24 protein-coding genes are annotated in these 25,407 nt (G+C 63.0%); 9 read left to right on the top strand and 15 right to left on the bottom strand.

Features of this window, described 5'->3' with window-relative positions; translation table 11 throughout:
- Positions 1–71 precede the first annotated feature (71 nt).
- The 8 genes from FJ960_RS04190 to FJ960_RS04225 form a co-directional block, all read right to left on the bottom strand.
- The gene (locus FJ960_RS04190) at positions 72–476 is read right to left on the bottom strand and encodes a Fur family transcriptional regulator (RefSeq protein ID WP_140712072.1); all 405 of its coding nucleotides are present in this window, start codon (positions 474–476) and stop codon (positions 72–74) included.
- Positions 477–819: 343 nt separating this feature from the next.
- A complete protein-coding gene (gene mgrA, locus FJ960_RS04195; protein ID WP_140712074.1) occupies positions 820–1,866 on the bottom strand; it encodes an L-glyceraldehyde 3-phosphate reductase in 1,047 nt (348 codons plus the stop codon).
- A 133-nt stretch (positions 1,867–1,999) separates the two neighbouring features.
- Positions 2,000–3,142, bottom strand: a complete 1,143-nt coding sequence (locus FJ960_RS04200; protein ID WP_140712076.1) for a Gfo/Idh/MocA family oxidoreductase — start codon at positions 3,140–3,142, stop codon at positions 2,000–2,002.
- An 11-nt stretch (positions 3,143–3,153) separates the two neighbouring features.
- Positions 3,154–3,900 (bottom strand): sugar phosphate isomerase/epimerase, encoded by a 747-nt coding sequence (locus FJ960_RS04205; protein ID WP_140712078.1) that lies wholly within the window; start codon positions 3,898–3,900, stop codon positions 3,154–3,156.
- 54 nt (positions 3,901–3,954) lie between these two features.
- Positions 3,955–5,052, bottom strand: coding sequence for an ABC transporter ATP-binding protein (locus tag FJ960_RS04210; protein WP_140712080.1), 1,098 nt, complete (start codon positions 5,050–5,052; stop codon positions 3,955–3,957).
- A 5-nt stretch (positions 5,053–5,057) separates the two neighbouring features.
- On the bottom strand, positions 5,058–5,993 hold the full coding sequence (locus FJ960_RS04215) for a carbohydrate ABC transporter permease (protein ID WP_140503031.1): 936 nt from the start codon (positions 5,991–5,993) through the stop codon (positions 5,058–5,060).
- On the bottom strand, positions 5,986–6,879 hold the full coding sequence (locus FJ960_RS04220; protein WP_140712082.1) for a sugar ABC transporter permease: 894 nt from the start codon (positions 6,877–6,879) through the stop codon (positions 5,986–5,988). The genes FJ960_RS04215 and FJ960_RS04220 overlap by 8 nt, the downstream gene beginning before the upstream one ends.
- 98 nt (positions 6,880–6,977) lie before the next feature.
- Positions 6,978–8,216, bottom strand: coding sequence for an ABC transporter substrate-binding protein (locus FJ960_RS04225; protein WP_140712084.1), 1,239 nt, complete (start codon positions 8,214–8,216; stop codon positions 6,978–6,980).
- A 403-nt stretch (positions 8,217–8,619) separates the two neighbouring features.
- Here FJ960_RS04225 and FJ960_RS04230 point away from each other — a divergent pair, with 403 nt between their 5' ends.
- Positions 8,620–9,672, top strand: coding sequence for a LacI family transcriptional regulator (locus FJ960_RS04230; RefSeq protein WP_140712086.1), 1,053 nt, complete (start codon positions 8,620–8,622; stop codon positions 9,670–9,672).
- 56 nt (positions 9,673–9,728) lie between these two features.
- On the opposite strand, the gene gndA is transcribed toward FJ960_RS04230, so the two are convergent.
- The 6 genes from gndA to FJ960_RS04260 form a co-directional block, all read right to left on the bottom strand.
- The gene (gndA, locus tag FJ960_RS04235) at positions 9,729–11,156 is read right to left on the bottom strand and encodes an NADP-dependent phosphogluconate dehydrogenase (RefSeq protein WP_140712088.1); all 1,428 of its coding nucleotides are present in this window, start codon (positions 11,154–11,156) and stop codon (positions 9,729–9,731) included.
- A 135-nt stretch (positions 11,157–11,291) separates the two neighbouring features.
- Entirely contained in the window at positions 11,292–12,893 is a 1,602-nt protein-coding gene (locus tag FJ960_RS04240; protein WP_246672614.1) for a copper resistance CopC/CopD family protein, read from the bottom strand.
- 88 nt (positions 12,894–12,981) lie between these two features.
- Positions 12,982–13,500, bottom strand: a complete 519-nt coding sequence (locus tag FJ960_RS04245) for a YcnI family protein (RefSeq protein ID WP_140503043.1) — start codon at positions 13,498–13,500, stop codon at positions 12,982–12,984.
- A gap of 40 nt (positions 13,501–13,540) precedes the next feature.
- Positions 13,541–14,083, bottom strand: a complete 543-nt coding sequence (locus FJ960_RS04250) for a copper chaperone PCu(A)C (protein ID WP_140712092.1) — start codon at positions 14,081–14,083, stop codon at positions 13,541–13,543.
- 96 nt (positions 14,084–14,179) lie between these two features.
- A complete protein-coding gene (locus tag FJ960_RS04255) occupies positions 14,180–14,536 on the bottom strand; it encodes a DUF2946 family protein (protein ID WP_140712094.1) in 357 nt (118 codons plus the stop codon).
- 120 nt (positions 14,537–14,656) lie between these two features.
- On the bottom strand, positions 14,657–15,559 hold the full coding sequence (locus tag FJ960_RS04260) for a GntR family transcriptional regulator (RefSeq protein WP_140712096.1): 903 nt from the start codon (positions 15,557–15,559) through the stop codon (positions 14,657–14,659).
- A 245-nt stretch (positions 15,560–15,804) separates the two neighbouring features.
- Between FJ960_RS04260 and FJ960_RS04265 the strand changes: the two genes are divergently transcribed.
- The 6 genes from FJ960_RS04265 to FJ960_RS04290 all read left to right on the top strand — a co-directional run bounded on the left by FJ960_RS04265 (position 15,805) and on the right by FJ960_RS04290 (position 23,470).
- Positions 15,805–17,310, top strand: a complete 1,506-nt coding sequence (locus FJ960_RS04265; RefSeq protein WP_140712098.1) for an altronate dehydratase family protein — start codon at positions 15,805–15,807, stop codon at positions 17,308–17,310.
- Positions 17,311–17,371: 61 nt separating this feature from the next.
- A complete protein-coding gene (locus FJ960_RS04270; RefSeq protein WP_140712100.1) occupies positions 17,372–18,370 on the top strand; it encodes an aldo/keto reductase in 999 nt (332 codons plus the stop codon).
- A 337-nt stretch (positions 18,371–18,707) separates the two neighbouring features.
- Entirely contained in the window at positions 18,708–19,700 is a 993-nt protein-coding gene (locus FJ960_RS04275) for an ABC transporter substrate-binding protein (RefSeq protein WP_027144669.1), read from the top strand.
- A 157-nt stretch (positions 19,701–19,857) separates the two neighbouring features.
- Entirely contained in the window at positions 19,858–21,411 is a 1,554-nt protein-coding gene (locus tag FJ960_RS04280; RefSeq protein ID WP_140712102.1) for a sugar ABC transporter ATP-binding protein, read from the top strand.
- Positions 21,408–22,376 (top strand): ABC transporter permease, encoded by a 969-nt coding sequence (locus FJ960_RS04285; RefSeq protein WP_027144667.1) that lies wholly within the window; start codon positions 21,408–21,410, stop codon positions 22,374–22,376. The genes FJ960_RS04280 and FJ960_RS04285 overlap by 4 nt, the downstream gene beginning before the upstream one ends.
- A 77-nt stretch (positions 22,377–22,453) precedes the next feature.
- Positions 22,454–23,470: a zinc-binding alcohol dehydrogenase family protein gene (locus tag FJ960_RS04290; RefSeq protein ID WP_140712104.1), complete on the top strand. Its 1,017-nt coding sequence runs from the start codon at positions 22,454–22,456 to the stop codon at positions 23,468–23,470.
- A gap of 8 nt (positions 23,471–23,478) precedes the next feature.
- Here FJ960_RS04290 and phnF read toward each other — a convergent pair whose 3' ends face one another.
- Positions 23,479–24,225, bottom strand: coding sequence for a phosphonate metabolism transcriptional regulator PhnF (gene phnF, locus FJ960_RS04295; protein ID WP_140712106.1), 747 nt, complete (start codon positions 24,223–24,225; stop codon positions 23,479–23,481).
- Between the two features lie 108 nt (positions 24,226–24,333).
- Here phnF and phnG point away from each other — a divergent pair, with 108 nt between their 5' ends.
- Positions 24,334–24,795 (top strand): phosphonate C-P lyase system protein PhnG, encoded by a 462-nt coding sequence (gene phnG / locus FJ960_RS04300; RefSeq protein WP_140712108.1) that lies wholly within the window; start codon positions 24,334–24,336, stop codon positions 24,793–24,795.
- Positions 24,795–25,406 (top strand): phosphonate C-P lyase system protein PhnH, encoded by a 612-nt coding sequence (gene phnH, locus FJ960_RS04305; RefSeq protein ID WP_140712110.1) that lies wholly within the window; start codon positions 24,795–24,797, stop codon positions 25,404–25,406. Before phnG ends, phnH begins: the two co-directional genes overlap by 1 nt.
- Position 25,407 lies beyond the last annotated feature (1 nt).

Here is a 25,407-nt window from a genome sequence, read left to right on the forward strand (position 1 = left end):
ATTGCATTAAAACAAAGAGTTAGAGCGGTTAGGCGATTCAATCAATCGCTGAACCGCTCTGCGGAATGCCCTCAGGCCGCCTGCGCCAAACACTTCGCGCACGTCCCGCGAAATTCGATCACCGCCTTCTTGGCGGCGAAGCCGGTCGAGTTGACCCATTCGTTCAGCCGGTGGTCGACATCGTGGTCGGACATTTCGGTCACCTGCCCGCAGCCGTCGCAAATGGCGAAAGCGGTCATCGAGTGGCTGTGGTCGTGCGGCTCGGCGCAGGCGACGAAGGAGTTGATGCTTTCCAGCCGGTGCACGAAGCCCGACTTCACCAGCGTGTCGAGCGCGCGATAGACCTGTAGCGGCGCGCGAAAACCGCGCTCGCGCAGCTGGTCGAGCAAGGTGTAGGCGCTGAGCGGCCCGCTGGCGGTCTCGAGTTTCTCGAGCACGCACAACTGGTTTTTCGTCAGCACATCCCTTGCCGCCATGATTCCACTTGTCCTGCACTGTTTGCGGCCTGCCTGCGCGTGCAAACGGCCCGATCCCATTCAGATAGCGACGAACCGCCGTCTTTGCTACTCCTCTGTTGCCGTCCCGGTCAGTCGATGACGCGCGGGCACATTGGTGACGGCGGGATCGATAGCGCCACGGTGTTCAAGGATACTGGCGGAAATCTCGACGAAGATAGCCAAGGGTGTGCCCGGCACCATTGGCCGGCCGACCCACCCGGCGATCAAGGCCGCCTCAGGGAGGCCGGCCACGCCCTGACTGGACTTCATCCGTGAAAGGCCGGCGCGAGCAATTCCGCCAGCCTTTATTAGCCAGCTTCATCTACTTCCTCGGCGGACCTTTGCGCTCGGCGGAGGCCGCCCACAGGTTGATGTCGGACTCGCGCGCGTACGTATCGATCTCGGCCAGTTCGGCGTCGCTGAAGTCGAGCACCTTCAGCGCGCCGACGCAGTCCTCGACCTGCTCGGGCCGGCTGGCGCCGATCAGCGCCGAAGTAACCCGGCCCCTGCGCAGCACCCAGGCCAGCGCCATCTGCGCCAGCGTCTGGCCGCGCTTGCCGGCGATCGCGTTGAGCGCCTTGATGTTGGCGATGGTGCGGTCGTTGATGAAGGCTGTCTTCAGCGACTTGCCTTGGGACGCCCGGCTGCCATCGGGAATGCCGCCGAGATATTTATCGGTCAACATGCCTTGCGCCAGCGGCGAGAACACGATGGAGCCGACGCCGAGCCCTTCGAGCGTATCGAGAAGGCCGTCTTCCTCGACCCAACGGTTCAACATCGAATAGCTCGGCTGGTGGATGACGCAGGGCGTGCCCAATTGCCTCAATATGTCGGCGGCCTCGCGGGTGCGCTGCGAATTGTAGGACGAGATGCCGGCATAGAGTGCCTTGCCCGAACGCACCGCATGGTCGAGCGCGCCCATGGTTTCTTCGAGCGGCGTGTCGGGATCGAAGCGGTGCGAATAGAAGATGTCGACATAGTCGAGGCCCATCCGCTTCAGGCTCTGGTCGAGACTGGCCAGCATGTATTTGCGCCCGCCCCATTCACCATAGGGACCCGCCCACATTTCATAGCCAGCCTTGGTCGAGATGATCAGTTCGTCGCGATAGGCGGAAAAATCGGTGCGCAGGATCTCGCCGAAAGGCGTCTCGGCCGAGCCGGGCGGCGGCCCATAATTGTTGGCCAAGTCGAAATGGGTGATGCCGAGGTCGAAGGCCTTGCGCACGATCGCCTGCTTGGTCCGATGCGGCGTGTCGTCGCCGAAATTGTGCCACAGCCCGAGCGAGATCGCCGGCAGCTTGAGGCCGGACCGACCGCAACGGTTGTAGATCATTTTTTCATAGCGGTTCTCAGCGGCGACATAGGTCATGGGAAATCCTCGAATCTGAACGGACAGGGCACCGTCATCGCAGAGGCGGTGAGCATGCCCGTACCCCATCCTTTACCCCCTCCCCGGAGGAACGGGGAGGGGGGCAAGCAAAATTATCGATAATCTTCGCGACCTATTTCTTCTTGGCCAGAAGATCCTTGGCTTGCTTGACGCCAAGCGCGGCCGGGCGCTCGCATGTGGTTTGCATGGCGACGAACTTGCCGGTTTCGCCCGAGCGCAGGAGGCCGGTCATGACATCGACGGCATGCAGCGCGAGTTCCATCGAACAGCGGTGCGGCCGGCTTTCAGCGATCGCCAGCGCCATGTCGGCGAGGCCTGATGTGCGGTAATTGGCCATCATGCCCTGGCCGTGCATCTCATTGGGGATGCCGAGCGGGTGCTTCCATTTCGGCAGCTTCTTGACCGGCTTGCCTTCTTCGGTGAAGCGCACGTCGCCACCGAAGAAGTTCGGATCCGGCACGAACACCGTCCCGGCCTCACCATAGAGTTCCATCGGCGCGTGGCCGTGAGCCCAGACGTCCCAGCTGGTGTTCAGCGTCACCACGGCGCCGTTCTCGAATTCGAGCAGGCCGTGAATGGTGGTCGGTGTGTTGACCGGGATTTTTTCACCCGCGCGAGGCTTTGAGCTGATGGTCCGCTCCTTGGCCGGAGTCGTCGCGAAAGCCGCCACCTGCTTCACCGGCCCGATCAGCTGGATCAGATTGGTGATGTAATACGGCCCGATGTCGAGCACCGGCCCGGCACCCGGCTGGAAGAAGAAATCGGGATTCGGATGCCAGTGTTCCATGCCGTGGCCCATGACGTGGCAGGTGCCGCTGGTGATCCTGCCGAGCTTTCCCTCGTCGATCAGTTCACGCACCAGCTGGTGCGCGCCGCCCAGGAACGTGTCCGGCGCCGAACCGATGCGCAGCCCCTTCTTCTCGGCCCGCGCCTTGAGGTCCTGGCCTTCCCTGAGCGACAGCACGAACGGCTTTTCCGAATAGACATGCTTGCCGGCATCGAGCACCTGCTTCGACACCTCGTAGTGCACGGCCGGAATGGTCAGGTTGACGATGATGTCGATGTCGTCGGCCTTGAGCAGGTCCTCGACGGTCTCGGCGCGGAGCTTGAATTCCTTCGCCCGCGCCCTGGCCACATCCATGTTGATGTCGGCGCAGGCACGCATCTCGATGCCGCGAAACAGCGGCGCCAGCGAAAAATAGGCCTTCGAGATGTTGCCGCAGCCGATGACGCCAATACCAAGTTTCTTTGCCATGGTGGTTGTTCCTAGTAGCTCTTGACGGTCGCGATCGAGCGGCGGGCGAAGCGCTCGATGTCGTTGGGATTGTCCTGTTCCATGACAAAGTATTTTGCCGCGCTCTTGGCCCGCAACACCTTGATCAAGCCGGCCCAGTCGATTGTGCCATGCCCGACATCCGACCAGCCATCCTCATCCAGCCCCTCGCCAGGCTTCGCCATATCCTTGACATGGACGGCGACGATGCGCTGGCCGTGCTTCTCGATCCAGGGTAGCGGGTCGGCGCCGCCGCGCACCACCCAGGCAACGTCCATTTCCCAGCCAATATTGGGGGCGGACGACAGGATATGGTCCTGCGGCAGCGAGCCGTCGGCGAGCATCTTGAATTCGAAATCATGGTTGTGCCAGGCAAAGCCATAGCCGGCCTTCGAGGCCACGTCGCCGACCTTGGCCAGACGCTCGCCGAAGGCGCGCCAGCCGGCGGCGTCGGATGGCCTGTCCTCGGCCATCAGATAAGGGCAGATCAAAAGCTTGACGCCGAGCGTTTCGGCGATCCTGCGCACGCCGTCGAAATCCTTCTCCAGCGCATCGATGGAAAAATGCCCGGTCGGCATCGAAAGGCCGTTCTTGTCGAGTTCGGCGCGGAAGGCCTTGGGATCGTCATAGACGCCGCCGAAGCCTTCGACCTCGGCGTAACCGAGCTTGCCGAGCATTTCGAGCACATCGGTCCAGGGCAAGAAATTGCGAGCGCTGTAAAGTTGGAATGACCAGTTCATCGTCTCTGTCCGTTCTGCTTGGGATTGTCTTTGGGAGGATGGTTTTCTTGGGAGCTACATGCGGTTTCCGGATGGGGTGTCGAACAGCGAGGCGCGGGCGGGATCGAAACCGATTCGGATCGGATCGCCATTGCGCAGCGTTTTTTCCGCCTCGACACGGAAGGAAAAAATGCGGCCGCCGAGCTTCGTCCACACCAGTGTATCGGAGCCCATGGGCTCGACGATCTCGACGGCGGCATCGGTGGCAAAGGGCATGGAATTCGCGGCCTCGCCAAAGACAACGTGCTCCGGCCGGATCCCGAACACGCAAGGCCCGCTCTTGTCGCCGGTGCCGTCGAAGCTGTAGCGATCGAGCGGTATGTTCAAATCCCCGGTCTTGAACACTGCCGTCGGGCCGGTCTCCAACTGCCCCTCGACGAAGTTCATCGCCGGTGAGCCGAGGAACCCGGCAACGAACCGGTTGACCGGACGGTTGTAGATGGTTTGCGGCGCGTCGAGCTGCTGGATGACACCGCCCTTCATCACCGCTATGCGATCGGCCAGCGTCATCGCCTCGATCTGGTCATGGGTGACGTAGATCATCGTGTTCTGCAATTTACGGTGCAGAAGTTTGATCTCGACGCGCAGTTCGGAACGCAGCTTGGCATCGAGATTGGACAGCGGTTCGTCGAACAGGAAGACGTCGACATCGCGCACCAGCGCCCGCCCGATGGCTACGCGCTGGCGCTGGCCGCCGGAGAGTGCGGCCGGCTTGCGCTGCAAAAGCGGCTCGATCTGCAGGATCTCGGCGGCCCGCGCGATGCGCTTGGCGATCTCGTCCTTGGCGATGCCGGCGACGCGCAGCCCGAAGGACAAGTTCTTCTCCACCGTCATCTGCGGATAGAGCGCATAGGACTGGAAGACCATGCCGATGCCGCGGTCCTTGGGCTCTTCCCAGGTGACGTTCTTGCCCTTGATGAAGATACGGCCTTCGGAAATGTCGAGCAGGCCGGCGATGCAGTTGAGCAAGGTCGACTTGCCGCAGCCGGAGGGCCCGAGCAGCACGATGAACTCGCCTTCGGCGACATCGAGGTTGAGCGTCTGCAGCACCGAGATGGCGCCGAAGTTCAGCGACAGATCCTGGATCGAAACACTGGTACCGTTCGCCGCCATCGCCATCACCCTTTCACCGCGCCGGCGGCGATGCCGCGCACGAACAATTTGCCGGAAATGAAATAGACGATCAGCGGCACCAGCCCGGTCAGGATGGTGGCGGCCATGTTGACGTTGTATTCTTTCACGCCTTGCACCGAGTTGACGATGTTGTTGAGCTGCACCGTCATCGGATAGGTGTCGGGGCGGGTGTAGACGACGCCGAACAGGAAGTCGTTCCAGATGCCTGTCACCTGCAGGATGATGGCGACGACGAAGATCGGCAGCGACATCGGCAGCATGATGCGCAGATAGATGCCCCAGAAGCCGGCACCGTCGACGCGCGCCGCCCGGAACAGCTCTTCCGGCATGGAGGTGAAATAATTGCGGAACAGAAGCGTCAGGATCGGCATGCCGAAGATGGAGTGCACGATCACCAGGCCGGTAAGGCTGCCATAGAGGCCGATCTCGCGCAGGATGATGACGATGGGATAGATCATCACCTGATAGGGAATGAAGGCGCCGACGATCAGGATGACGAAGAACGTGTCGGCGCCCTTGAAGCGCCAGTTGGCCAGCGCATAGCCGTTCACCGAAGCGATGGCGATCGACAGGATCACTGAAGGAACGGTGATGCGCACCGAGTTCCAGAAACCACGGGAAAGCCCATCGCAATTCAGGCCGGTGCAGGCCTGCGACCACGCCTTGACCCAGGGCTCGAAGGTGATCTCGAGCGGCGGCGAGAAGATGTTGCCGAGTCGGATCTCCGGCATGCCCTTGAGCGAGGTGACGACCATCACATAGAGCGGCAGAAGGTAGTAGAGCGCGACCACCACAAGCGTGCCGTAGAGGAAAATGTTGCGGCGCGAGAACATGTGCCGCGGCTTTGGCCCGCTCGGGCCGGCGGCATCATCCCGCGGGTTTGACGACGTGGCGGACAAGGCGACGGCATGGTCAGACACGCTTGCGGCCTCCGAATTCGAGATAGGCCCACGGCACGATGACGATCATCACCGACAGCAGCATCATGGTCGAGGCGGCAAAACCCTGGCCGAGGTTCTGGGCGAAGAACATGTAGTCGTAGACATATTTGGCCGGCACTTCGGAGGCGATGCCCGGCCCGCCGCTGGTCTGCGCGACAACGAGATCGTAAACCTTCACAATGCCTGACGCGATGATCACTAGCGTGGTGATGAACACCGGCCGCATCATCGGGATGATGATGAACAGATAGGTCTTCCACATGGGTATCCCGTCCACCCGTGTGGCCTTCCAGATGTCCTCGTCGATGCCGCGCAGGCCCGCCAGCATCAGGCACATGATCAGCCCTGTGCCTTGCCAGAGCGCCGCAATCGATATGCCATAGATGACGATGCTGGAATTGTAGAGCGGATTGAAGTCGAAGCTGGTCCAGCCGAGGCTTCGTACCACGCCCTGGACGCCGAAATCCGGATTGAGCAGCCATTGCCAGACAAGGCCGGTGACGATGAAGGAGAGTGCGAAGGGGTAGAGAAAGATGGTGCGGAACGTGTCCTCGAAACGGATCTTCTGGTCGAGCAGGGCAGCCAGCAGAAACCCAATCACCAGCGAGAACACCAGTGAGATCACGCCGTAGATCAGAAGGTTCTCGATCGAGATCAGCCAGCGCGGCGTCGCCCACAGCCGGTAATACTGGTCGAGCCCGACGAAATTCAGCCGCGGCAGGAGCTTCGAATTGGTGAAGGAATAGAGCACCGTCCATGCGGTGCCGCCGACAAAGACCACCATTGCGGTGAGGATCATCGGGATCGAAGCGACCTTCGCATTGAGATTGCGGAAGAGTTGGCTCGGGCGTTCGCTCTTGCTCATCGGTACAGTCGTGCTGGATCGGATAAGGGCGGAAAGTCAGCACGCCTGGGCTCCCGACCCTGCCCGGCAAGGTCGGGAGCGAGGCGGCTCATCAGTCGTCAGTCAGCCGAGGCGATGATGTCGGCGAAGCGCTTCTGCGCATCTTCGAGGCTCATGTCCTGCTTGGCGAAGAATTCGGAGAAAAGGTCCTCCTTCTGCTTCTGGCTGTCCTGCGAGAGCAGCTGGTCCGTCCATGGGATGACCGCGCCCTTGGCCAGGATAGCGAGGCCCTTCTTCATGCAATCATTGGCCGCGTTGAGGTCGACGTCGCCGCGCACCGGCAGCGAACCCTTCTTGAGGTTGAAGGCAACCTGGGTCTTGGGATCGAGCAGGGTCTCGGCCAGCACTTCCTGCGCCTTGGCCTTGTCGGCGTCCTTGAGCATCGGGAAGTAGAAGGCGTCGCCGCCCGTGGCGATGACCTCGTTCAGGCCAAGGCCGGGAAGGCAAGTATAGTCCTTGCCGGCGGTCTTGCCGGCGACCTGGAACTCGCCTTGCGCCCAGTCGCCCATGATCTGGCCGCCGGCCTTGCCGGTGATGACCATGTTGGTGGCCTGGTTCCAGTCCTGCACATTGGTGTTCTTGGCCATCTTGCGCGCGTCGTCCGCGGCCTTGAAGACCTTGGCGACTTCGGGACCGGCGGCGAACTTGGCGTCCTTGTCCTTGTAGACCTTGAGGAAGGCGTCGGTTCCACCGACCGCGGCAAGCAGCACGTCGAAGGCGCCCGATGCCTGCCAGGCCTGCCCGCCGACCGCGAGCGGCACGACGCCTGCCTTCTCCAGCGCCGGGGCCGCGGCCACATACTCATTCCAGTTCTTCGGCACCGGAACGCCGGCCTTCTCGAAGGCCGCGTTCGACAGCCACAGCCACTGCCAGGAATGGATGTTGACCGGCACACAATAGATCTTGCCGTCGATCGTGCACGAGTCGAGCAGGCTCTTGGGCCGTACCACCTCCGTCCACTTGCCCTTGTTGGCGACATCGGTGAGGTCACGCATCAGGCCGGCCTGCACCAGCTCTTCCGCTTGCCGGCCATGGTTGAATTGGGTGGCCCCCATCGGATCGCCGCCGGTGATGCGGCTGATCATGATCGGCCGCGCCGTGCCGCCGGATCCGGCGATGGCGCCGTCGACCCAGTGATTGCCGGTGGCGTCGAATGCCTTGGCGAGTTCGGCGACCGCTGCCGCCTCGCCGCCGGAAGTCCACCAATGGGTGACTTCCAGATCGGTCGCGGCCGCCGGCCCGGCGAAGTTGAGCGCAACCGTCGCTGCAAACGCAGCGGTCAGGAATTTATATCGCATTTCGGCTTCCTCCCAGAAATCTGAAACGTTACAGATTTTCGATACGGCAATTGAAGACTATGCGCAACCCCTTCCGGCAAGAGTCGGTTTGATATTTTTCGAGCCGCGAACAAAATCGTTTCGTTGCGGCCTTATTGTGCGACGCAATGAGCAAGACTGCGCCGCACAATGAGCAAAGGCAGCAAGAAACTTGCTAGGAGCATGCTCTCTCTGAATCCCAACGATTTTTCGCCACGCGGTTGACGATGTCTTTCCGTGTCCGCGAGCACCCACTTTTACACCGATCGTGACAAGCTGTAACGTTTCAGTATATTGCTTCCAATGCAGATGACGCGCCATGGGAAGCGGCCCGCAACATTGCCGGGCTGCCCGGCGGCTGCTATGCGCCTGATGGGCGGGACGGATGGACAGACAACGCACGGACAAGGATGACGACGCGACGGCACAGGAGCGGCCGACGCTGAAGACGCTTGCCTTCATGACCGGCCTCGGCGTCACCACCGTCTCGCGCGCCTTGAAGGACGCGCCCGAGATCGGCGCAGAGACCAGGCGTCGTGTCCAGCTCGTGGCCAAGCAGATCGGCTATCGGCCGAACCGCGCCGGCGTGCGCCTGCGGACCGGCAAGACCAATGTCATCAGCCTCGTGCTCAACACCGAGCACGAACTCATGAGCTTTGTCTCCGACATCATCTATGGCGTGACGGAAGTCATCGCCGACACGCCCTACCACCTGATCGTCACACCCTATTCGCGCTCGCAGGATCCGCTGGATCCGGTGCGCTATCTTGTTGAGACCGGCTCCGCCGACGGCGTGATCATTTCACGCACGCAGCCGAACGATCCCCGCGCCCGCTACATGCTGGAGCGCGGCATTCCCTTTGCCACGCATGGCCGCACCGATATGGGGCTGGTGCATCCCTATCATGATTTCGACAACTACGCCTTCGCGGCCGAGGCGGTGCGCCACCTCGCCGGCATGGGCCGCCGCCGGCTCGCTTTGGTGACCCCGCCGGTCGGTTTGAGCTACTACCGTCATACGGTCGACGGCTTTGCCGACGCGCTGAGCGAAGTCGGCGCCAGCGAGGTGCCGTTCAACACCGTCTCTATCGACCACTCGATCGAGCAGATCAGGATGAGGACGGCGCAGCTGATGCGGCGCGACATCAGGCCGGACGGCATCATCAGCAGTGCTGCAGCCGCGACGCTCGCTATCGTCGCCGGCATCGAGGATGCCGGCCTGAAGCTCGGCCGCGACGTCGACGTTGTGTCGAAGCAATCGTCGGAACTGCTGCATCTGTTCAGGCATGAATTGCTGGTCGTCAACGAAGACTTCCGGCTGGCCGGGTCCGAACTCGCCCGCTCGGTGCTCGGCTGGATCGGGGGTGCCGCGCCCGGCTCGCTGCAGAGCCTGAGCGAGCCGAAGGGCGTCGTGGCCTATCGGCGCTTCGGCGAATAGACTCCTTTTTTACGCAATTCCGGACGGAAACCGCCACGCAATCTCCTGGAATTGATCTAGCCAGCCGCGCCGCTGCCCCACGGCCCGTGGAACGCACCCTGCTCGCCAATGCGCTCGAAACCATGCGCACCGAAGAAGTCGCGCTGCGCCTGGATCAGGTTCGAGGTACCGCGGCCCTGGCGGTAGCTGTCGAAATAGGCAAGCGCCGAAGACAGCGCCGGCACCGGCGCACCGGCCTCGGAAGCCCTCGCGACGACACGTCGCAGCGACGGATGCGCCTCCTGCATCATGGTGATAAAGGCCGGCGCCATCAAAAGATTGGTCAAAGCGCCGCCGCTGCCGAACGCTTCGGCCATCGTGTCGAGCATCTGCGAGCGGATGATGCAGCCGGCGCGCCAGATCTTGGCGATGGTCGGCATCGGCAGGTTCCAATTGAACTCCTTCGAAGCGCCGCTCATCACCGCAAAACCCTGCGCGTAAGCGGCGATCTTGCCGGCGAACAGCGCCAGTTCGAGGTCTTTCAGCAGCGCGTCCTTGTCGCCGGAAATTTTCGTCACGCCGATATTGCCATAGGCTTTTTCGGCTGCCTGCCGTTCGTCCTTGATCGACGACAGCACGCGCGCCGCCACCGCCGCTTCGATCGCTGTCGCCGGAATGCCGAGCTGCTGCGCCTCGATGACGGACCATTTGCCGGTGCCCTTCTGGCCGGCGCGGTCGAGGATGATGTCGACCACCGGCTTGCCGGTCTTCGGATCGTCGGCGGCGAGCACCTTGGCGGTGATCTCGATCAGGTAGGAATTGAGCCGGCCCTTGTTCCAGTTGGAAAACACCGTGCCGATCTCTTTCGGCCCCATGCCCAGACCATCGCGCAGGATGCCGTAGATCTCGGCGATCATCTGCATGTCGGCATATTCGATACCGTTGTGGATGGTCTTGACGAAATGTCCGGCGCCGTCAGTGCCGAGCCAGGCGGCACAGGGCTCGTCGTTGAACTTGGCGGAGATGGCGGTCAGCACCTTCTCGACACGCTTCCAGGAGTCTTCGGTGCCGCCGACCATGATCGACGGTCCGTGGCGTGCGCCCTCCTCGCCGCCGGAGACACCCATGCCGATGAAGGTCAAGCCCGAGCCGGACAGTTCCGAGAAGCGCCGCATCGTATCGCGGAAATTGGCATTGCCGGCATCGATGACGATGTCGTTGTCGGACAGCACGCCGCGCAAGGCTTCGATCTGCTCGTCGACCGGCTTGCCGGCCAGCACCATGATGATGATCGGGCGCGGCGGCCGGATCGCCGCGGCGAGTTCCTCCAGACTGTAGCAAGGAATGACCATGTCCCTGAGCGCACCGGCATTCTCGACGAAAGCGTCCGTGCGTGCCTTGGTGCGGTTGAAGACGGCGATGCGGTGCCCGTGCTCGGCGATGTTCAGCGCCAGGTTGGAGCCCATCGTGCCAAGGCCGATCAGGCCGATTTCGGCTTTTTCCATCGTTTCTTCCCTGTTTCCGGATCTGGTGTTTTCGAGCTCGAGCCCGTTCTTGCCTCGATACCCATTATTGCTTGGATGATTGACGGGCCTTCAGGCCCGCGTCAACCGCCTCGCCCAATTGTGTTGTCGCGGCCATTACGGCCTGATGTCGATCGGCGCCTCGATCTTCACCATGTCGAAGTCCGAGATCAGTATGTCTATGCGCACCGTCCAGCGGCCGGGAACCGGGATGATGAGGTTGTCGACACGCCAGCTGCCATCGCCGGGCCTGGTTGCCGCGCGCTTCAGCGGCTCGATGCCGGAATCGGGCTTCGACAGCACCAGCGTCACTTCCTTGGCGTCGAGCGGTCCGAAATCGCCGCTCATGATGATCATCGAGGCGGCGACGGGTCCGGCATGGCCAGGCGTGATGCTGAGATCGGCCATCGCCTGCAGCGCGTGGACGTGCACCGAAACCGGCTGGGCCGCGGCGATCGCCAGCGCTCGTGGCGGCGGCGTGAAGCGCCAGCCCGCCGCGACCCCGAAGATCGCCAGCACGATCAGCACTTCGACGCCGACCGAGCGGGTGAGCCGGCGTTGCACCTCGGTCGCTCCCGCCTCGGCCGAAGCGGTGAGCTTCCAGCGATTGACGCCGGCCAGCGTGAACAGGAAGACCAGCAGCGCGAGCTTGACCAGCAGCAGCCGGCCATAGGCAGTGTCGACCAGCGCCGAGGGCGTCTGCACCTGGATCACGGCCAACACGATGCCTGCCACGGCAAGCAGGGCGACCACAGGCACGATTGCCCATGAGAAGCGGCGCAGGAATTCAACGGCGCCGGCCGCTTGACGCTTCAGCGAGAGGCCGAGCGGCACCAGAGCGCCGGCCCAGAAGGCGATACCGACGCCATGGACGAAGACCAGCGGCCGTGTCAGCCATTGCGGTTCGGCGGCACAGGCATGGCCGCTGGCGGCAAGCGCTGCGCCCACACCGACCAGCCCGGCAAGGGCAAGCTGCCTGGCGGCCGCGCGCGGTCCGGCCAGCGACAGCAGGCCAAGCCCCAGCGCGATCAGGGCGATCAGCACCGTCCAGCCGAAGCTGGTGCCGAGCCCTGTGCACCAGACCACCGGCTGCGCCAGATGGGAGAGCGGCGCACCGAGCGCATCGAGACCTTGCAAGCCGAGCGACAAGAGTGCCGCCACCAGCCCGCACAGGATCGTCCCGGCAACAAAGCGTTGACCGGCGCGGCCATCCCCGGCCAGCCAGGCAAGGGCGAAAGCGCCGCCAGTGCCGAGGAAAAGGCCGGCATAGAGAACGACCTTGCCGATCCAGATCGCCGACCGCAACGGCCAGTCGACCGCCTCGGAGACGGCTGGAGGCTCGCTTGGCGCACCGATGGAAAACAGCAGCGAACCGCCGACCGGATGGCCATCGGCGGAGATGACACGCCAGCTCAGCACATGCGTGCCGGATTTGAGTGTTTGCGGATTGTCGATCTCGACCGTCTGGTCGCTGAGGCGGAAGGATGTCAGCGGGATCGGCGTACCATCGGGCGTCACCAGCGTCAGCACCAGCGGCGAGACCGGCTCGCTGAAGGTCAGCGAGAACCGCGCCGGCGCCTGCGCCAGCACGGCGCCGTCGGTCGGGTCGGTCTTGATCAGCGCCGCATGGGCAAAGGCCTGGCCTGTCGAGGCCATGACGATGAGCGCCATGAGCACCGCAAAGAGCCCACCAGCCCAGCCGAATCGCTTGCCGGCCATTGCGGTCCTTTGGAATGGGGATGTTGGGTTCATGCTGCCGCCATGGAATTGGCGGCGCACCTTGCGGACAGGGCGCGCCGCCAGAAAATCATTTCTTCGGCGTGAGCTTGATGCCGGGCGCCGGGGTCTCCAGCGCGTCCTCATCCTGTCCGGCCGCCGGAATCTCGATCCAGCGGGCGGCGGCATCGCCGCATTCCTGCACCACCGGGAAGTAGAGCTTCTGGCCGGCGGGCAGATCGGCCGTCAGCGTCGCCCGGAAGACGAACTCGTCATAGAATTCATCCGGCAGATTGCCGCCGCTCCAGTCGACTTCCTTGACACCGTCGGCCACCGCCTGGCCATAGAGCTGGTAGGATTTTTCATATTTGCCTTTCTTGGTCTGCAGCGTCCAGCCGGGCTTCGGCATCGGCTTCACCGCGATCACCCCTTCCGGAATCTGCACACGCACGGCGGTCGTCGCTTTGCCGTCGCAGCCATGCGGCACGCGCAGCACAGCCTTGTAGGTCGAGCCGACGGCCGCCTCCTGGGTTTCGAGCGTGATGTGCGCCAAGGCGGCATTTGTCCCCAGCACGAGAAACGCGCCGGCCGCCAAAAGATACTTGATCATGATGGTCCCTCTGATTTCAAAAAATGGTGGATCGGCGCGATCAATTGGCGTGGTCGTCCATGCCCCCCATTTCACCCATGCCCTCGACGGCGAACTCGATGCTGACGGCGCCGGCCTTCTCGAAAGTCAGCGTGGCGGCGAATTTTTCACCCTGCTTGGGTTGCCGCTTCAGGCCGATGAACATCAGGTGATAGCCACCGGGCGCCAGCGCCACCTTGCCTCCGGCCGGAATCTCCAGGCCACCGTCAACTGGCCGCATGGTCATGACGCCGTCCTTGACGCCCATTTGATGCAGCTCGGCCTTTTCAGAAACGTCGGAGGAAATCGACAGCAGCCGGTCCGCGGCGCTACCCTTGTTGATGACGGTGAAATAGCCGCCGGCCACCTTGGCGCCGGCGGGGGTGGCGCGCGACCAGGGGTGTTCGATTTCGAGATCGCCCACCTTGAATTCATGCGCCAGGACGGCCTGGACGCCGACGAACAACAGGGCAAAGGCCAGCGTGACAATGCCGAGATCGGCTTTGAACCGAGGCAGGATGCGGCCGAACACAGTGCCCGCCGACATACGGAAAGAATGGGACATGGTTGCTCCATGACGTGATGATCGCGCCGTCGCCGGTCGCGAATGGTTTTGATCTTGGATGAGTACGCTCGCGAAAGGTTCCGCAAGCAAGCAGGCTCAGGCCGCAAGCGGCGGCGCGCGCGGGTTCGATGGGGAGCGTTCGCGGGCGAAGTCGAGATGGGTGGTCGCCGGAAAGACGAAGGCGACGGTCTCGAAGGAAAGGGATGCAAGCGCGAGCCCCGCATCGGGCGGCGGCGCATAGGCCGGCGAAAACATGCTGCAGCCGAGTGTGCAGCAGGCCGGCAGATGTGACGGGTGCTGGTCGCCGCCGGGAAGCTGGGTGGCGCCGTCGCGGGTACAGATGACGTTGCCGAAGGCATCGAGCTGCGCGGTATCAGGCCCGGAGCTGAAGGCGAACGCACCAAGTGTCGACTGGAGCAACAGCAGACAGGCCGCGACAAGCGCGACCGGCATGCACCGTTGTCTCCCCCGGCGGCTCAAACCATCTGCCTCTTCAAACGATCGATGACGATACCTACCACGGCCGGGACAGGTCGAAAATCGCCAAATCGACACTGCGGCAACACGGCAGGATCAGCTCTTTTGGGATGACCGGCTTTCCGGGATCGAGGTCAGCAATGTCTGGCGTGCCGACTTCAAATGCTTGCGGCAGGCGGCATCGACCTTGCCGAGGTCGCGCGACTTGAGTGCCTCGATATAGGCTAGATGTTCGCCGATCGCGACTTCGTTGCGCTCGCGTTCCTGCGCCTTGTTCCACTGGTAGTGGTAGTGGAAAATCATGGCGATGACGTCGTAGAAATCGACGATGAAGCGGTTGCGCGAGGCGCGGTGGATGAGCCGGTGGAGGCGCTCGTCCAGCTCCGAGAACTCATTGAAGCGCGTCGCGATCTCGCGTGCCAGAACGCGGTGTTCCCCCTCCAGCCGGTCGAGATCGCCCCAGACCGGACTGTCCTGCGGCAGCGCAGTGAAGGCGGCGGCCGAGCGCAATTCGAACATTTCGCGGATCTCGGTCAGTTCCAGTGCGAAGGCCCGCGTAAAGCCCTTCAGCACCCAATGGCTGTTGCGGCGTTTTTCGATCAGGCCAAAGCGGGAGAAGCGGATCAGGAACTCGCGCACGCTGGTGGTGCCGACGCCGATCTCGCGCGCCAGTTCGAGCTCGTTGATCTGCATGCCGGCCTCGGCGCCGCCGGCCAGCAGCCTGCGCATGAACGACCGTTCGATAATCTCGGCCAGCGTGTCGGTCTCTTCCTCGGGAAAGAAGTCATCGGGACGCGGAGCGCGCAGCACCGTCTTGGCGCGCTTGTTCCAGGCGATCAGTCCGGTCTCTTCCATGCGCGCCAGGATGCTGCGCACCGTCGTACGGCTGACGCCGAGCACCGCGCCCAACTCCGGTTCCGACGGCAGGCTGCGCGTTTCGTCGAGCAGCCTGAGGCAGCGGTTATAGGCGTCCTTATAGACGTTGTTGCTCTTCGACATCCCCTGATCCATTCATGCCCGTGCTTGCGGCGGCCGGCTTGAAGCGCAATATGTGTTCCAATGATCCTGAAAAGCAGGAATCTCTTTCTCCGGGTCCGGTTCATTGTTCCGGCACCACCACTTGCCTCAGGGCGAACTGCGGCGAAAAAACGATTGACGCAAAACTGTTTTTTCACGATAAAAGACATTAACTCTTAACAGGCGCGTGTCAATCCGCGCATCCCAGGATCACCCAGGAAACGCCCGTGAACGTGTCGAACACCATTCTTCTGTCCCCCGCCGACAATGTCGCCGTTGCCAATGGCCGTATCGAGATCGGCACCACGCTGCCGGGCGGCGCGCTCGCTGCCGCCGTCATCGAGCCTGGCCACAAGGTGGCGATCAAGCCGATCGCCGCGGGTGAAGCAGTCGTCAAATACGCCCAGGCGATCGGCCGCGCCACACAGGACATCGCACCGGGCGAGCATGTCCATTCGCACAATCTGGTCTTCGAGGCCGGCCGCCTGCCGGTGGTGCCGCCGAGCGAGGCCGAGCATGCGACGGAGGCCGACCGCGCCCGCACCTTCATGGGCTATCGCCGCGCCGATGGCCGCGCCGGCACCCGCAACTTCATCGGCATCATCGCCAGCGTCAATTGCTCGGCCACCGTCTGCCATTCGATCGCCGACACCGCCAACAGGACCTTGCTGCCGAAATATCCCGGCATTGATGGCTTCGTGCCGATCGTCCATGGCCAGGGTTGCGGCATGAGCGCCACCGGCGACGGCATGATGGTGCTGCATCGGACCTTGGCCGGCTATGCCCGCCACCCGAACTTCGGCGGCGTGCTGATGGTCGGCCTCGGCTGCGAGGTCAACCAGCTCACGCTTTACGGCCAAAAGGGTGCCGCCGCCGGCAAGCGCCACTTCAACATCCAGGATGCCGGCGGGTCGCGCAAATCGGTGGAAAAGGCGATGGGCGTGCTGGCCGAGATCGCCGAGGAAGTCGGCCAGTTGAAACGCGAACCGATTCCGGTCAGCGAGATCGTCGTCGGCCTGCAATGCGGCGGCTCCGACGGCATGTCGGGCATCACGGCCAACCCGGCTCTGGGCGCGGCGGTCGACATCCTGGCCGGCGTCGGCGGCATCGGCATCCTTTCCGAGACGACGGAAATCTACGGCGCCGAACACCTGCTCGCCTACCGCGCCGCAAGCCCCGAGATCGCCAAGAAACTCGATGGCTACGTGAAATGGTGGGAAGATCACGTCGCCAAGCATGGCGCCTCGATCGACAACAACCCCTCGCCCGGCAATAAGCGCGGCGGCCTCACCACGATCCTGGAAAAGTCGCTCGGCGCGGTCGCCAAGGGCGGCCAGACGCCGCTCAACGGCGTGTTCGGCTATGCAGAGAAGGTCACCGGCAAGGGGCTGGTGTTCATGGACACGCCCGGCTACGACCCGGTCTCGGCCACCGGACAGGTCGCGGGCGGCGCCAATGTCATCGTCTTCACCACCGGCCGCGGTTCCTGCTTCGGCTGCCGGCCGACACCCTCGATCAAAGTCGCCACCAACTCGACCATGTACAACCAGATGGAAGAGGACATGGACGTCAATTGCGGCGTCATCGCCTCCGGCGAAAAGACCATTGCCGGCATGGGCCGCGAGATCTTCGAACTGATCGTCGAGACGGCTTCGGGCCGCAAGACCAAAAGCGAGGATTTCGGCTACGGCGACAACGAGTTCGTGCCCTGGCATCTCGGCGCAACGCTCTAATTCGACTGATATCTGGTAGACTGCCCGGCCGCACAAGTGGCCGGGAATAGGGAGGTTGTGGATGAAAAAACGCCGTATCGGCCAGACAGCGCTGGAGGTGACCGAAGTCAGTTTCGGCGGCGCCGCGATCGGCGGTCTATACCGGGCCTGTTCGCGTGAGGCGGCTATGGAAACATTGCAGGGCGCGTGGGAAGCCGGCTTGCGTTATTTCGATACCGCGCCCTTCTACGGTTTCGGCCTGTCGGAGCGTCGCTTCGGCGACTTTCTACGCTACAAGCCGCGTGATTCCTACGTGCTGTCGACCAAGGTCGGCCGCCTGTTCCGCCCGGTGCCCGAAGACCAGGTTCCCGACCACTCCTATGTCGATCCGCTGCCCTTCGCGCTGGACTACGACTATTCCTATGACGGTATCATGCGGTCGGTCGACTTCAGCTATGCGCGCCTTGGGCTAAACAGGATAGACATTCTGTATGTGCACGACATCGGCGTCTACACGCACGGAGTCGAGAAGACCAAACTGCACTTTCGCCAGCTGATGGACGGCGGGCTCAAGGCGCTCGAAGAGCTGAAGCGGGCCGGCACGATTTCGGCCTATGGGCTCGGCGTCAACGAAGTCCAGATCTGCCTCGAAGTCATGCGCCGGGCGCCGCTCGACTGCACCCTGCTCGCCAGCCGTTATTCCTTGCTCGACCGCAGCGCGGAAGCCGAACTGCTGCCGCTGTGCCGCGCGCAACAGACCTCGCTGGTGATCGGTGGTGTTTTCAACTCGGGCATATTGGCGACCGGGCCGGTGCAAGGCGCGCATTTCGACTACGTACCCGCCAGCCACGATGTGCTCGGTCGTGTCGACGCCATGGAGAAGATCGCCGGTGAAGGCGGTTATCCGCTGGCGGCGGCCGCGTTCCAGTTTCCTTTGCACGAGCCAACAGTCGCCACCGTGCTGACCGGCACCGCAAAATTGGCGAACCTGACGCGCAACCTCGAATTGCTCGATATCGACGTGCCGGAGACAGAATATGCCAAGTATCGTCCCTACACCGTGGTGCAGGAACTGCCTTGAAGCCCGCACTTTCGCGATGTCCACAGGGTCGCGGGCGGCTTCACAATATCGCGATCTGGAAGAATGAACATTCCATATTGACTGGAGTATGGAATTAATATTCCATACTCCCTCAGAACGGAAACGGGAGCGCCCGACCAAGACTGGAGAGAGCCGACGCCGGTAGGAGTCGTTGTCAGGCCTTTGGGAGAGTTGGCCGGAAACACCGCTTGCATCGGCTGGATCGATGGACTATCAAAACAGTGCAACTGTTTTTTATTGATAAAGTTCTGTTTGGGCCACGCCTATCCGAACCGGGCTTCCGTAACGTTTCACCAGGCGACTTAGGGAGGATCCTATGAAATTCGTGACCAGCATTCTCAACCGCCGCGCCGTCATGGCCCTGGCGGCAGCCTCGATGCTCACCGGCGTCATGCATACCGCACCGGTTTCGGCGGCGGACGTGACCATTCCGATCATCGTCAAGGATACCACGTCCTTCTACTGGCAGATCGTCCTGGCCGGCGCCCGCAAGGCCGGCAAGGATCTCGGCGTCAATGTGCCGGAACTCGGCGCCCAGGCTGAGACCGACGTCAACGGCCAGATCTCGATCCTCGAGAACGCCGTCGCCGGCAACCCGGCCGCCGTCGTCATCGCGCCGACCGAAGCCAAGGCGCTCGGCAAGCCGATCGACGAGGCCGCGGCCAAGGTCAAGGTCATCGGCATCGACTCGGGCGCCGACTCCAAGGCCTTCACCTCGTTCCTGACCACCGACAACGTCCAGGGCGGCCGCGTCGCCGCTGACGGTCTCGCCGCCGCGATCGGCGCCGCCAACGGCGGCAAGGTCGAAGGCAAGGTTGCGCTTATCACGGCGCTCCCTGGCGCTGGCTCGCTCGAACAGCGCGCGCAAGGCTTCAAGGAACAGCTCAAGGCCAAATATCCCGGCCTCGAACTGATCGCCGACAAATACGCCGACGGCCAGGCCACCACCGGCCTCAACATCGCGACCGACCTGATCACCGCCAATCCGGACCTGAAGGGCATCTTCGCGTCAAACCTGATCATGGCGCAAGGCGTCGGCCAGGCGATCGCCGAGAACAAACTTGCCGGCAAGGTCGGACTGATCGGCTTCGACAGCGACGAGAAGCTGATCAAGTTCCTCAATGACGGCGTCATTTCGGGCCTCGTCGTCCAGGATCCGTATCGGATGGGCTATGACGGCATCAAGACGGCGCTCGCCGCTTCGAAGGGCGAGAAGGTGGAGGCAAATGTCGACACCGGTGCCAATCTCGTGACCAAGGACAACATGAAGGATCCCAAGATCGACGCGCTGCTCAATCCGAAGCTCTGAGCAGCCAGTGTTCAAAAATCGTTTCCGGGGCGTCGCGCCCCGGAAACATCCGCCGCCACGAGCGGCTTGGCAATCGGCCGGCTTCGGCTAGGCTGTTTGAAAAGACGATCACAGCCTCGCCAGGTGCCAGCCGCGGGGCCAATCTGGGAGGATCGCCATGACGCCGACGGCGCACGAACTGCATCCGGCTCCCGCGCTGGAGCCCGGCAGGACCATCCTCGAATTGCGTGGGCTGGAAAAGCGTTATCCCGGCACTCATGCCTTGAAGCCGGTGGACCTTGCCTTCAAGGCAAGCGAGATCCACGCCATCGTCGGCGAGAACGGCGCCGGCAAATCCACGCTCATCAAGCTTTTGACCGGCGTCATGCCGCGCACCTCCGGAGAAGTGATCTGGGAGGGTCAACCGGCTGCACTGGCGACCCCGCATGAGGCGATGGCGCTCGGCATCAACGCCGTCCACCAGGAAGTCGTGCTCTGCCGTCACCTCACGGTCGCCGCCAACATGTTCCTCGGCGAGGAGAATTCGCGCTTCGGCATCCTGCAGCAGCGCGCCATGGTCAAGGAAGCGCAGAAGATCATCGATGATCTCGGCTTCGACTTGCCGGCGCATGTCACATTGGGCGATCTGACCATCGGCCAGCAGCAGTTGATCGCCGCCGCCCGCGCCACCGTGCGTGGCACCAAATTCCTGATCTTCGACGAGCCGACCGCCTACCTGACCCGCAAGGAGGCCGACCAGCTCTTCACCTTGATCCGCCGCCTGAAGACCGAGGGCGTGACGATCATCTATATCAGCCACCGCATGGAGGAAGTGTTCGAGCTCGCCGATCGTGTTTCGGTGCTGCGCGACGGCACGCTGGTCGGCACCAGGAACATCAGCGAGACCAACGATGCAGAACTCGTCAAGCTGATGATCAACCGCTCGATCGAACAAATCTACCACAAGGAGCATTTCACTCCCGGTGCGGCGATCATCGAGGCCAGGAACCTCTCGGGCAAGGGCTTCGAAAACGTGTCGATGACGGTCCGTGCCGGCGAGATCGTCGGGCTCTACGGCCTGATCGGCGCCGGGCGCAGCGAATTCGTCACCACGCTCTACGGCCGGCACAAGAAGTCGGCCGGCCAGGTCCTGTGGCAAGGCAAGGATGTCCAAATCAACTCCGAGCATGACGCGATCAAGCTCGGCATGGCGCTGGCGCCGGAAAGCCGCCGCGACCAGGGTCTCTGCCTCAATTTGCCGGTTGGCCTCAACCTCAACCTGCCGATCTACAAGCGCATCTCCAGCAATTTGTTGATCTCGAACGCGAAAGAGAAGGCCGAGGCCGACCGCCAGATTGCTGGCCTCAGGATCAAGACTCCGACGCGCCATGCGTTGGCTTCCAGCCTGTCCGGCGGCAACCAGCAGAAGATCGTTATCGGCAAATGGCTGGCGCACGGCGCCAAGCTGTTCATCTTCGACGAGCCGACGGTTGGCGTCGATGTCGGCACCAAGGCCGAAATCTACCGCCTGTTCAGCGCGCTGTTGTCGAAGGGCGCCGGCATCATCCTGATCTCGTCCTATTTGCCGGAGGTCTATGAACTGGCCGACACGCTGCACGTGTTCCGCCGCGGCAAGCTGGTGGCCACGCACGGGTTCCACACCGCCGATCACGAGGACATTCTCACACAGGCGCTCGCCGAGAAACAAGAAAAGCTGGGAGGAAAGACATGAGCACCGAGGCGATTCCTGCCGAAAAACCGAAGCGCAATTACAACGCCCTGTTCGGACTGACGCTGCTGGCGCTGCTGGTGCTGCTGTGGGTCATCCTGTCGTTGTCCACATCGAGCTTCGCGTCGGCCAACAACATCTCGAACCTGCTGCGTCAGGGTTCGATGATCGCCATTTTGGCTGTCGGCCAGACCTTCGTCATCATCACCGGCGGCATCGATCTGTCCGTCGGCGCGGTGGTCGGCTTCGCAACCGTCATCGCCGCGATGCTGATCAATGCCGGCGTCCCAGTCTTCCTCGCCATCCTGCTCACCTTGCTGGTCGGCGTCGCCATCGGCCTCTTCCATGGTTTTGGCATCGTCAAGATGGGCCTGCCGCCCTTCATCATCACGCTGGCGACCCTGACGTCGCTGCGCGGCATTGGCCTCTTGATGACCAACGGCAATTCGATTTCGATCAACAATGATGCTTTCCAGGAATTCTCGCGCAACTCCTTCCTCGGCGTTCCCAATCTGTTCTGGATGGTCCTGCTGGTCGGCATACCCGCCTATGTCTTCCTGCATCACAGCCGCTGGGGCCGGTACCTGTTCTCGGTCGGGTCGAACGCCGAGGCCTCGCGCCTGTCCGGCGTCAACGTCCAGCGCACCATCTTCATGGCCTACACGCTGTCGGGTCTCTGCGCGGCCTTCGTCGGCGTGCTCTTGGCTTCGCGCATCGGCATCGGCAATCCGACGCAGGCCGAAGGCTGGGAATTACAGGCGATCGCCTCGTCGGTGATCGGCGGCACCTCCCTGTTCGGCGCGGTCGGCTCGGTGCACGGGCCGCTGCTCGGCGCCTTCATTCTCGCCACCATCAACAACGGCGCCAACCTGCTCAACGTCAACGCCTTCTGGCAGCGTGTCATCACCGGCGTGCTGATCATCGTCATTGTCTATTTCGACGGCCTGCGCCGCCGCGGCGGCAAGTAGTCAACGAGCCGAAAAACGATCTCCGGCCCGGTATCAAAACGGGCCGGCGTTTTCGTAAACCCAAAATGGACTGAAACATGAAAGCCGTCGTCTGCCGCTCGCCCGGCGAACTCATTCTGGAAGACCGTCCGGCTCCCGGCTCGCCGCCTCCCGGCTGGGCGCTGGTGGCGGTCAGCCATGTCGGCATCTGCGGCACCGACTACCATATCTTCGAGGGCAAGCACCCGTTCCTCGCCTACCCCCGCATCATGGGCCATGAGGTGTCTGGCACCGTCGTCGAAGTCGGCGAAGGAGTCGGGCTTGCGGTCGGCGAACCGGTCATCATCAACCCGTATCTCTCCTGCGGCAAATGCATCGCCTGCCGGCATGGCAAACCAAATTGCTGTGTCAGGATCGAAGTGCTCGGCGTGCATCGCGACGGCGCCATGTGCGAACAGATCCTGGTGCCGGCTGAGAATCTCTATCCCACAAATGGTCTGTCGCTCGCCGACGCCGCCGCCGTCGAATTCCTGGCCATCGGCGCGCATGCCGTGCGCCGCGCGCGTTCCGAGCCCGGTGCACGCACGCTGGTCATCGGCGCCGGCCCGATCGGGCTTGGCACCGCCATCTTCGCACGCATTGCCGGGCTCGAGGTGACACTTCTCGACATGAGCTCCGAAAGACTGGTCTTCGCGGCGAGTGAGCTCGGCTTTTCGATTCTCGACGGCTCGCAAACACCCGTGTCCGATCTGGTGCGTGATGCGACCGGCGGCGAAGGCTTCGACGTGGTCTTCGACGCCACCGGCAACACGCGATCGGTGCAATCGGCCTTCGTCCATGTCGCGCATGGCGGAGCGCTGGTGCTGGTCAGTGTCGTCAAGGACGACATCGTCTTTTCCGATCCTGAATTCCACAAGCGCGAAATGACATTGGTCGGCAGCCGCAATGCGTTGCGCGCCGACTTCGATCATGTCGCCGCCTCGATCCGCAATGGTGCTGTGCCGCTGGCCAAGCTCGTCACCCACCGCACCACGCTGGCCGATACGCCAGGGGATCTCGCACGCTGGGCACACGAGAAGTCGGGCCTGATAAAGGCCGTGATCGAGATCGGATAGCCGGGGCGTTATAGCGCCGAGAGCTTCAGCTCCACTCGCTCGGCCGGAAAACGCGATTCGGAAAACTGGATTGGCTGGCCGTCGGGCGTGACGTTGACCGCCACTGTCACCAGCACGATGGCGCCCGGCTGCAGATCGAGATCGGCGAGATCGGCGGCGTCCGCATGGCGCGCCGACAGCGAGGTCGATTGCCTGAGATAGTCGTCGATACCGAAACGAGCGAGCGACGCGGTGATCGAACCGGTTTGCGCCATCGCCTTGTCGATGCCGGCAAAGCGCTTCGCCTCGAACCATGCGGCAGCGCGCGACACCGGCCGTCCGTCGGCCTCGCCGCGCGTTTCCAGCCGGATTACCTCGGCACCCCGGGCAAGGCCAAGCCCCTCGGCAACGCGCTGGCTGGCAGGCTCGACCGAGAAAGCAAGCAGCACGATGTGCCGTTCCGAGGTCTGCCCCTGCAGCCCCGCAGAGAAGCGCGTGCGCGCGCCGATCGGATAGGACAGCCGCTTGCGCGACAAGACGAACGTGCCGCGCCCCTGTTCGGCCCGCAATACGCCCTCCTGTACGAGGGCCGATATGGCGCTACGCACGGTGTGACGATTGACGCCGTAGCGCTCCGCCAGCGCGACCTCGGGCGGCAGTGCGGCATTTTCGGCGAAATCGCCAATGGCAATCGCTTGCAAGATCCTGTCGGCGATCTGGCGCCAAAGTGAGACGCCGCTGCGCCGCTCGATGGTATCGGCCGCTTGCCCGGTCATGTTTTTGCCTCCCGGCCTGTCACGCACCCGTCATGGACTCGCGCTAGGTAATATGTATAATTTGTATAGTTGTCTATATCAATAGACAAATTTAGAGGAAAGTTGGCGATGCGAGGACAGGAAGCCCGCGACCAGGCCGAGCGCAAGGCCGCCATGGCCACCTTGGCGCAATCGAGCGGCGACGACATCGTGCGGCTCTGGAACGAGTCCGGCCTGCCTTCGCAAGCCGAGCTTCTGCGCGGTCCCGAGACGGGCCTGGTCACGCTGCGTGGCCGCATCGGCGGCGGAGGCGCGCCCTTCAATGTCGGCGAGGCGACCGTCACTCGTGCCACTGTCCGGCTGCCATCCGGGCAGGTCGGCCATTGCTACACGCTTGGCCGCGACAAGCAGAAGGCGAAGCTGGCAGCCATCGCCGACGCGCTCTGGCAGGACCCTGCCCGCCGCACCGAGGTCGAGACCAGGCTCATTGCGCCCTTGCGCTCGGCTCTGACCGCTGCCCACGAAAAACGCCGCGCCGAGACGGCGGCAACGAAGGTGGATTTCTTCACCATGGTTCGCGGAGAAGATTGATGGATATCGCTGCGCAATCGATCGAGGGCGGTTTCGCCGATCCGGTCTTCAACGCCCAGACGGTGTTCCGGGCCGTCATGGATGCCATGGCGCGGCCGGGCAGCTTTCAGCCCCTATCGGCACTGGCCCGCCCACCGGCTCCGCTCTCGGCCACATCGGGCGCCGTAGCACTGGCGCTGTGCGACAACGACACGCCGCTCTGGCTCGACCCGGCCCTCCATGCGTCCCCCGCGATCAGGTCCTGGCTTGGCTTCCACACCGGTGCGCCGCTGGCCAATACATCGGCCGATGCGCATTTCGCGTTTATTGCCACACCGGCCGAGATGATGGCGCTCGACGGTTTTTCGCAGGGCACGCAGGATTATCCCGACCGCTCGACGACGCTGATCCTGCAGGTCGGCGACCTCGCTTCAGGGTCCCCGCTGTTGCTCGAAGGCCCCGGCATCGAAACCAGCGCCGCGATCGCGCCGGCGCAGATGCCGCGTCACTTCGTCGAGCAGTGGAAGCAAAACAACAAGCGCTTTCCGCGCGGCGTCGACATCATCCTCGCCACATCGGACGGCATAGCCTGCCTGCCGCGCACGACGCGCATCAAGACGATGGAGGCTTGAA

The organism is Mesorhizobium sp. B2-3-11 (assembly GCF_006442215.1).
Taxonomy (GTDB): domain Bacteria; phylum Pseudomonadota; class Alphaproteobacteria; order Rhizobiales; family Rhizobiaceae; genus Mesorhizobium; species Mesorhizobium salmacidum.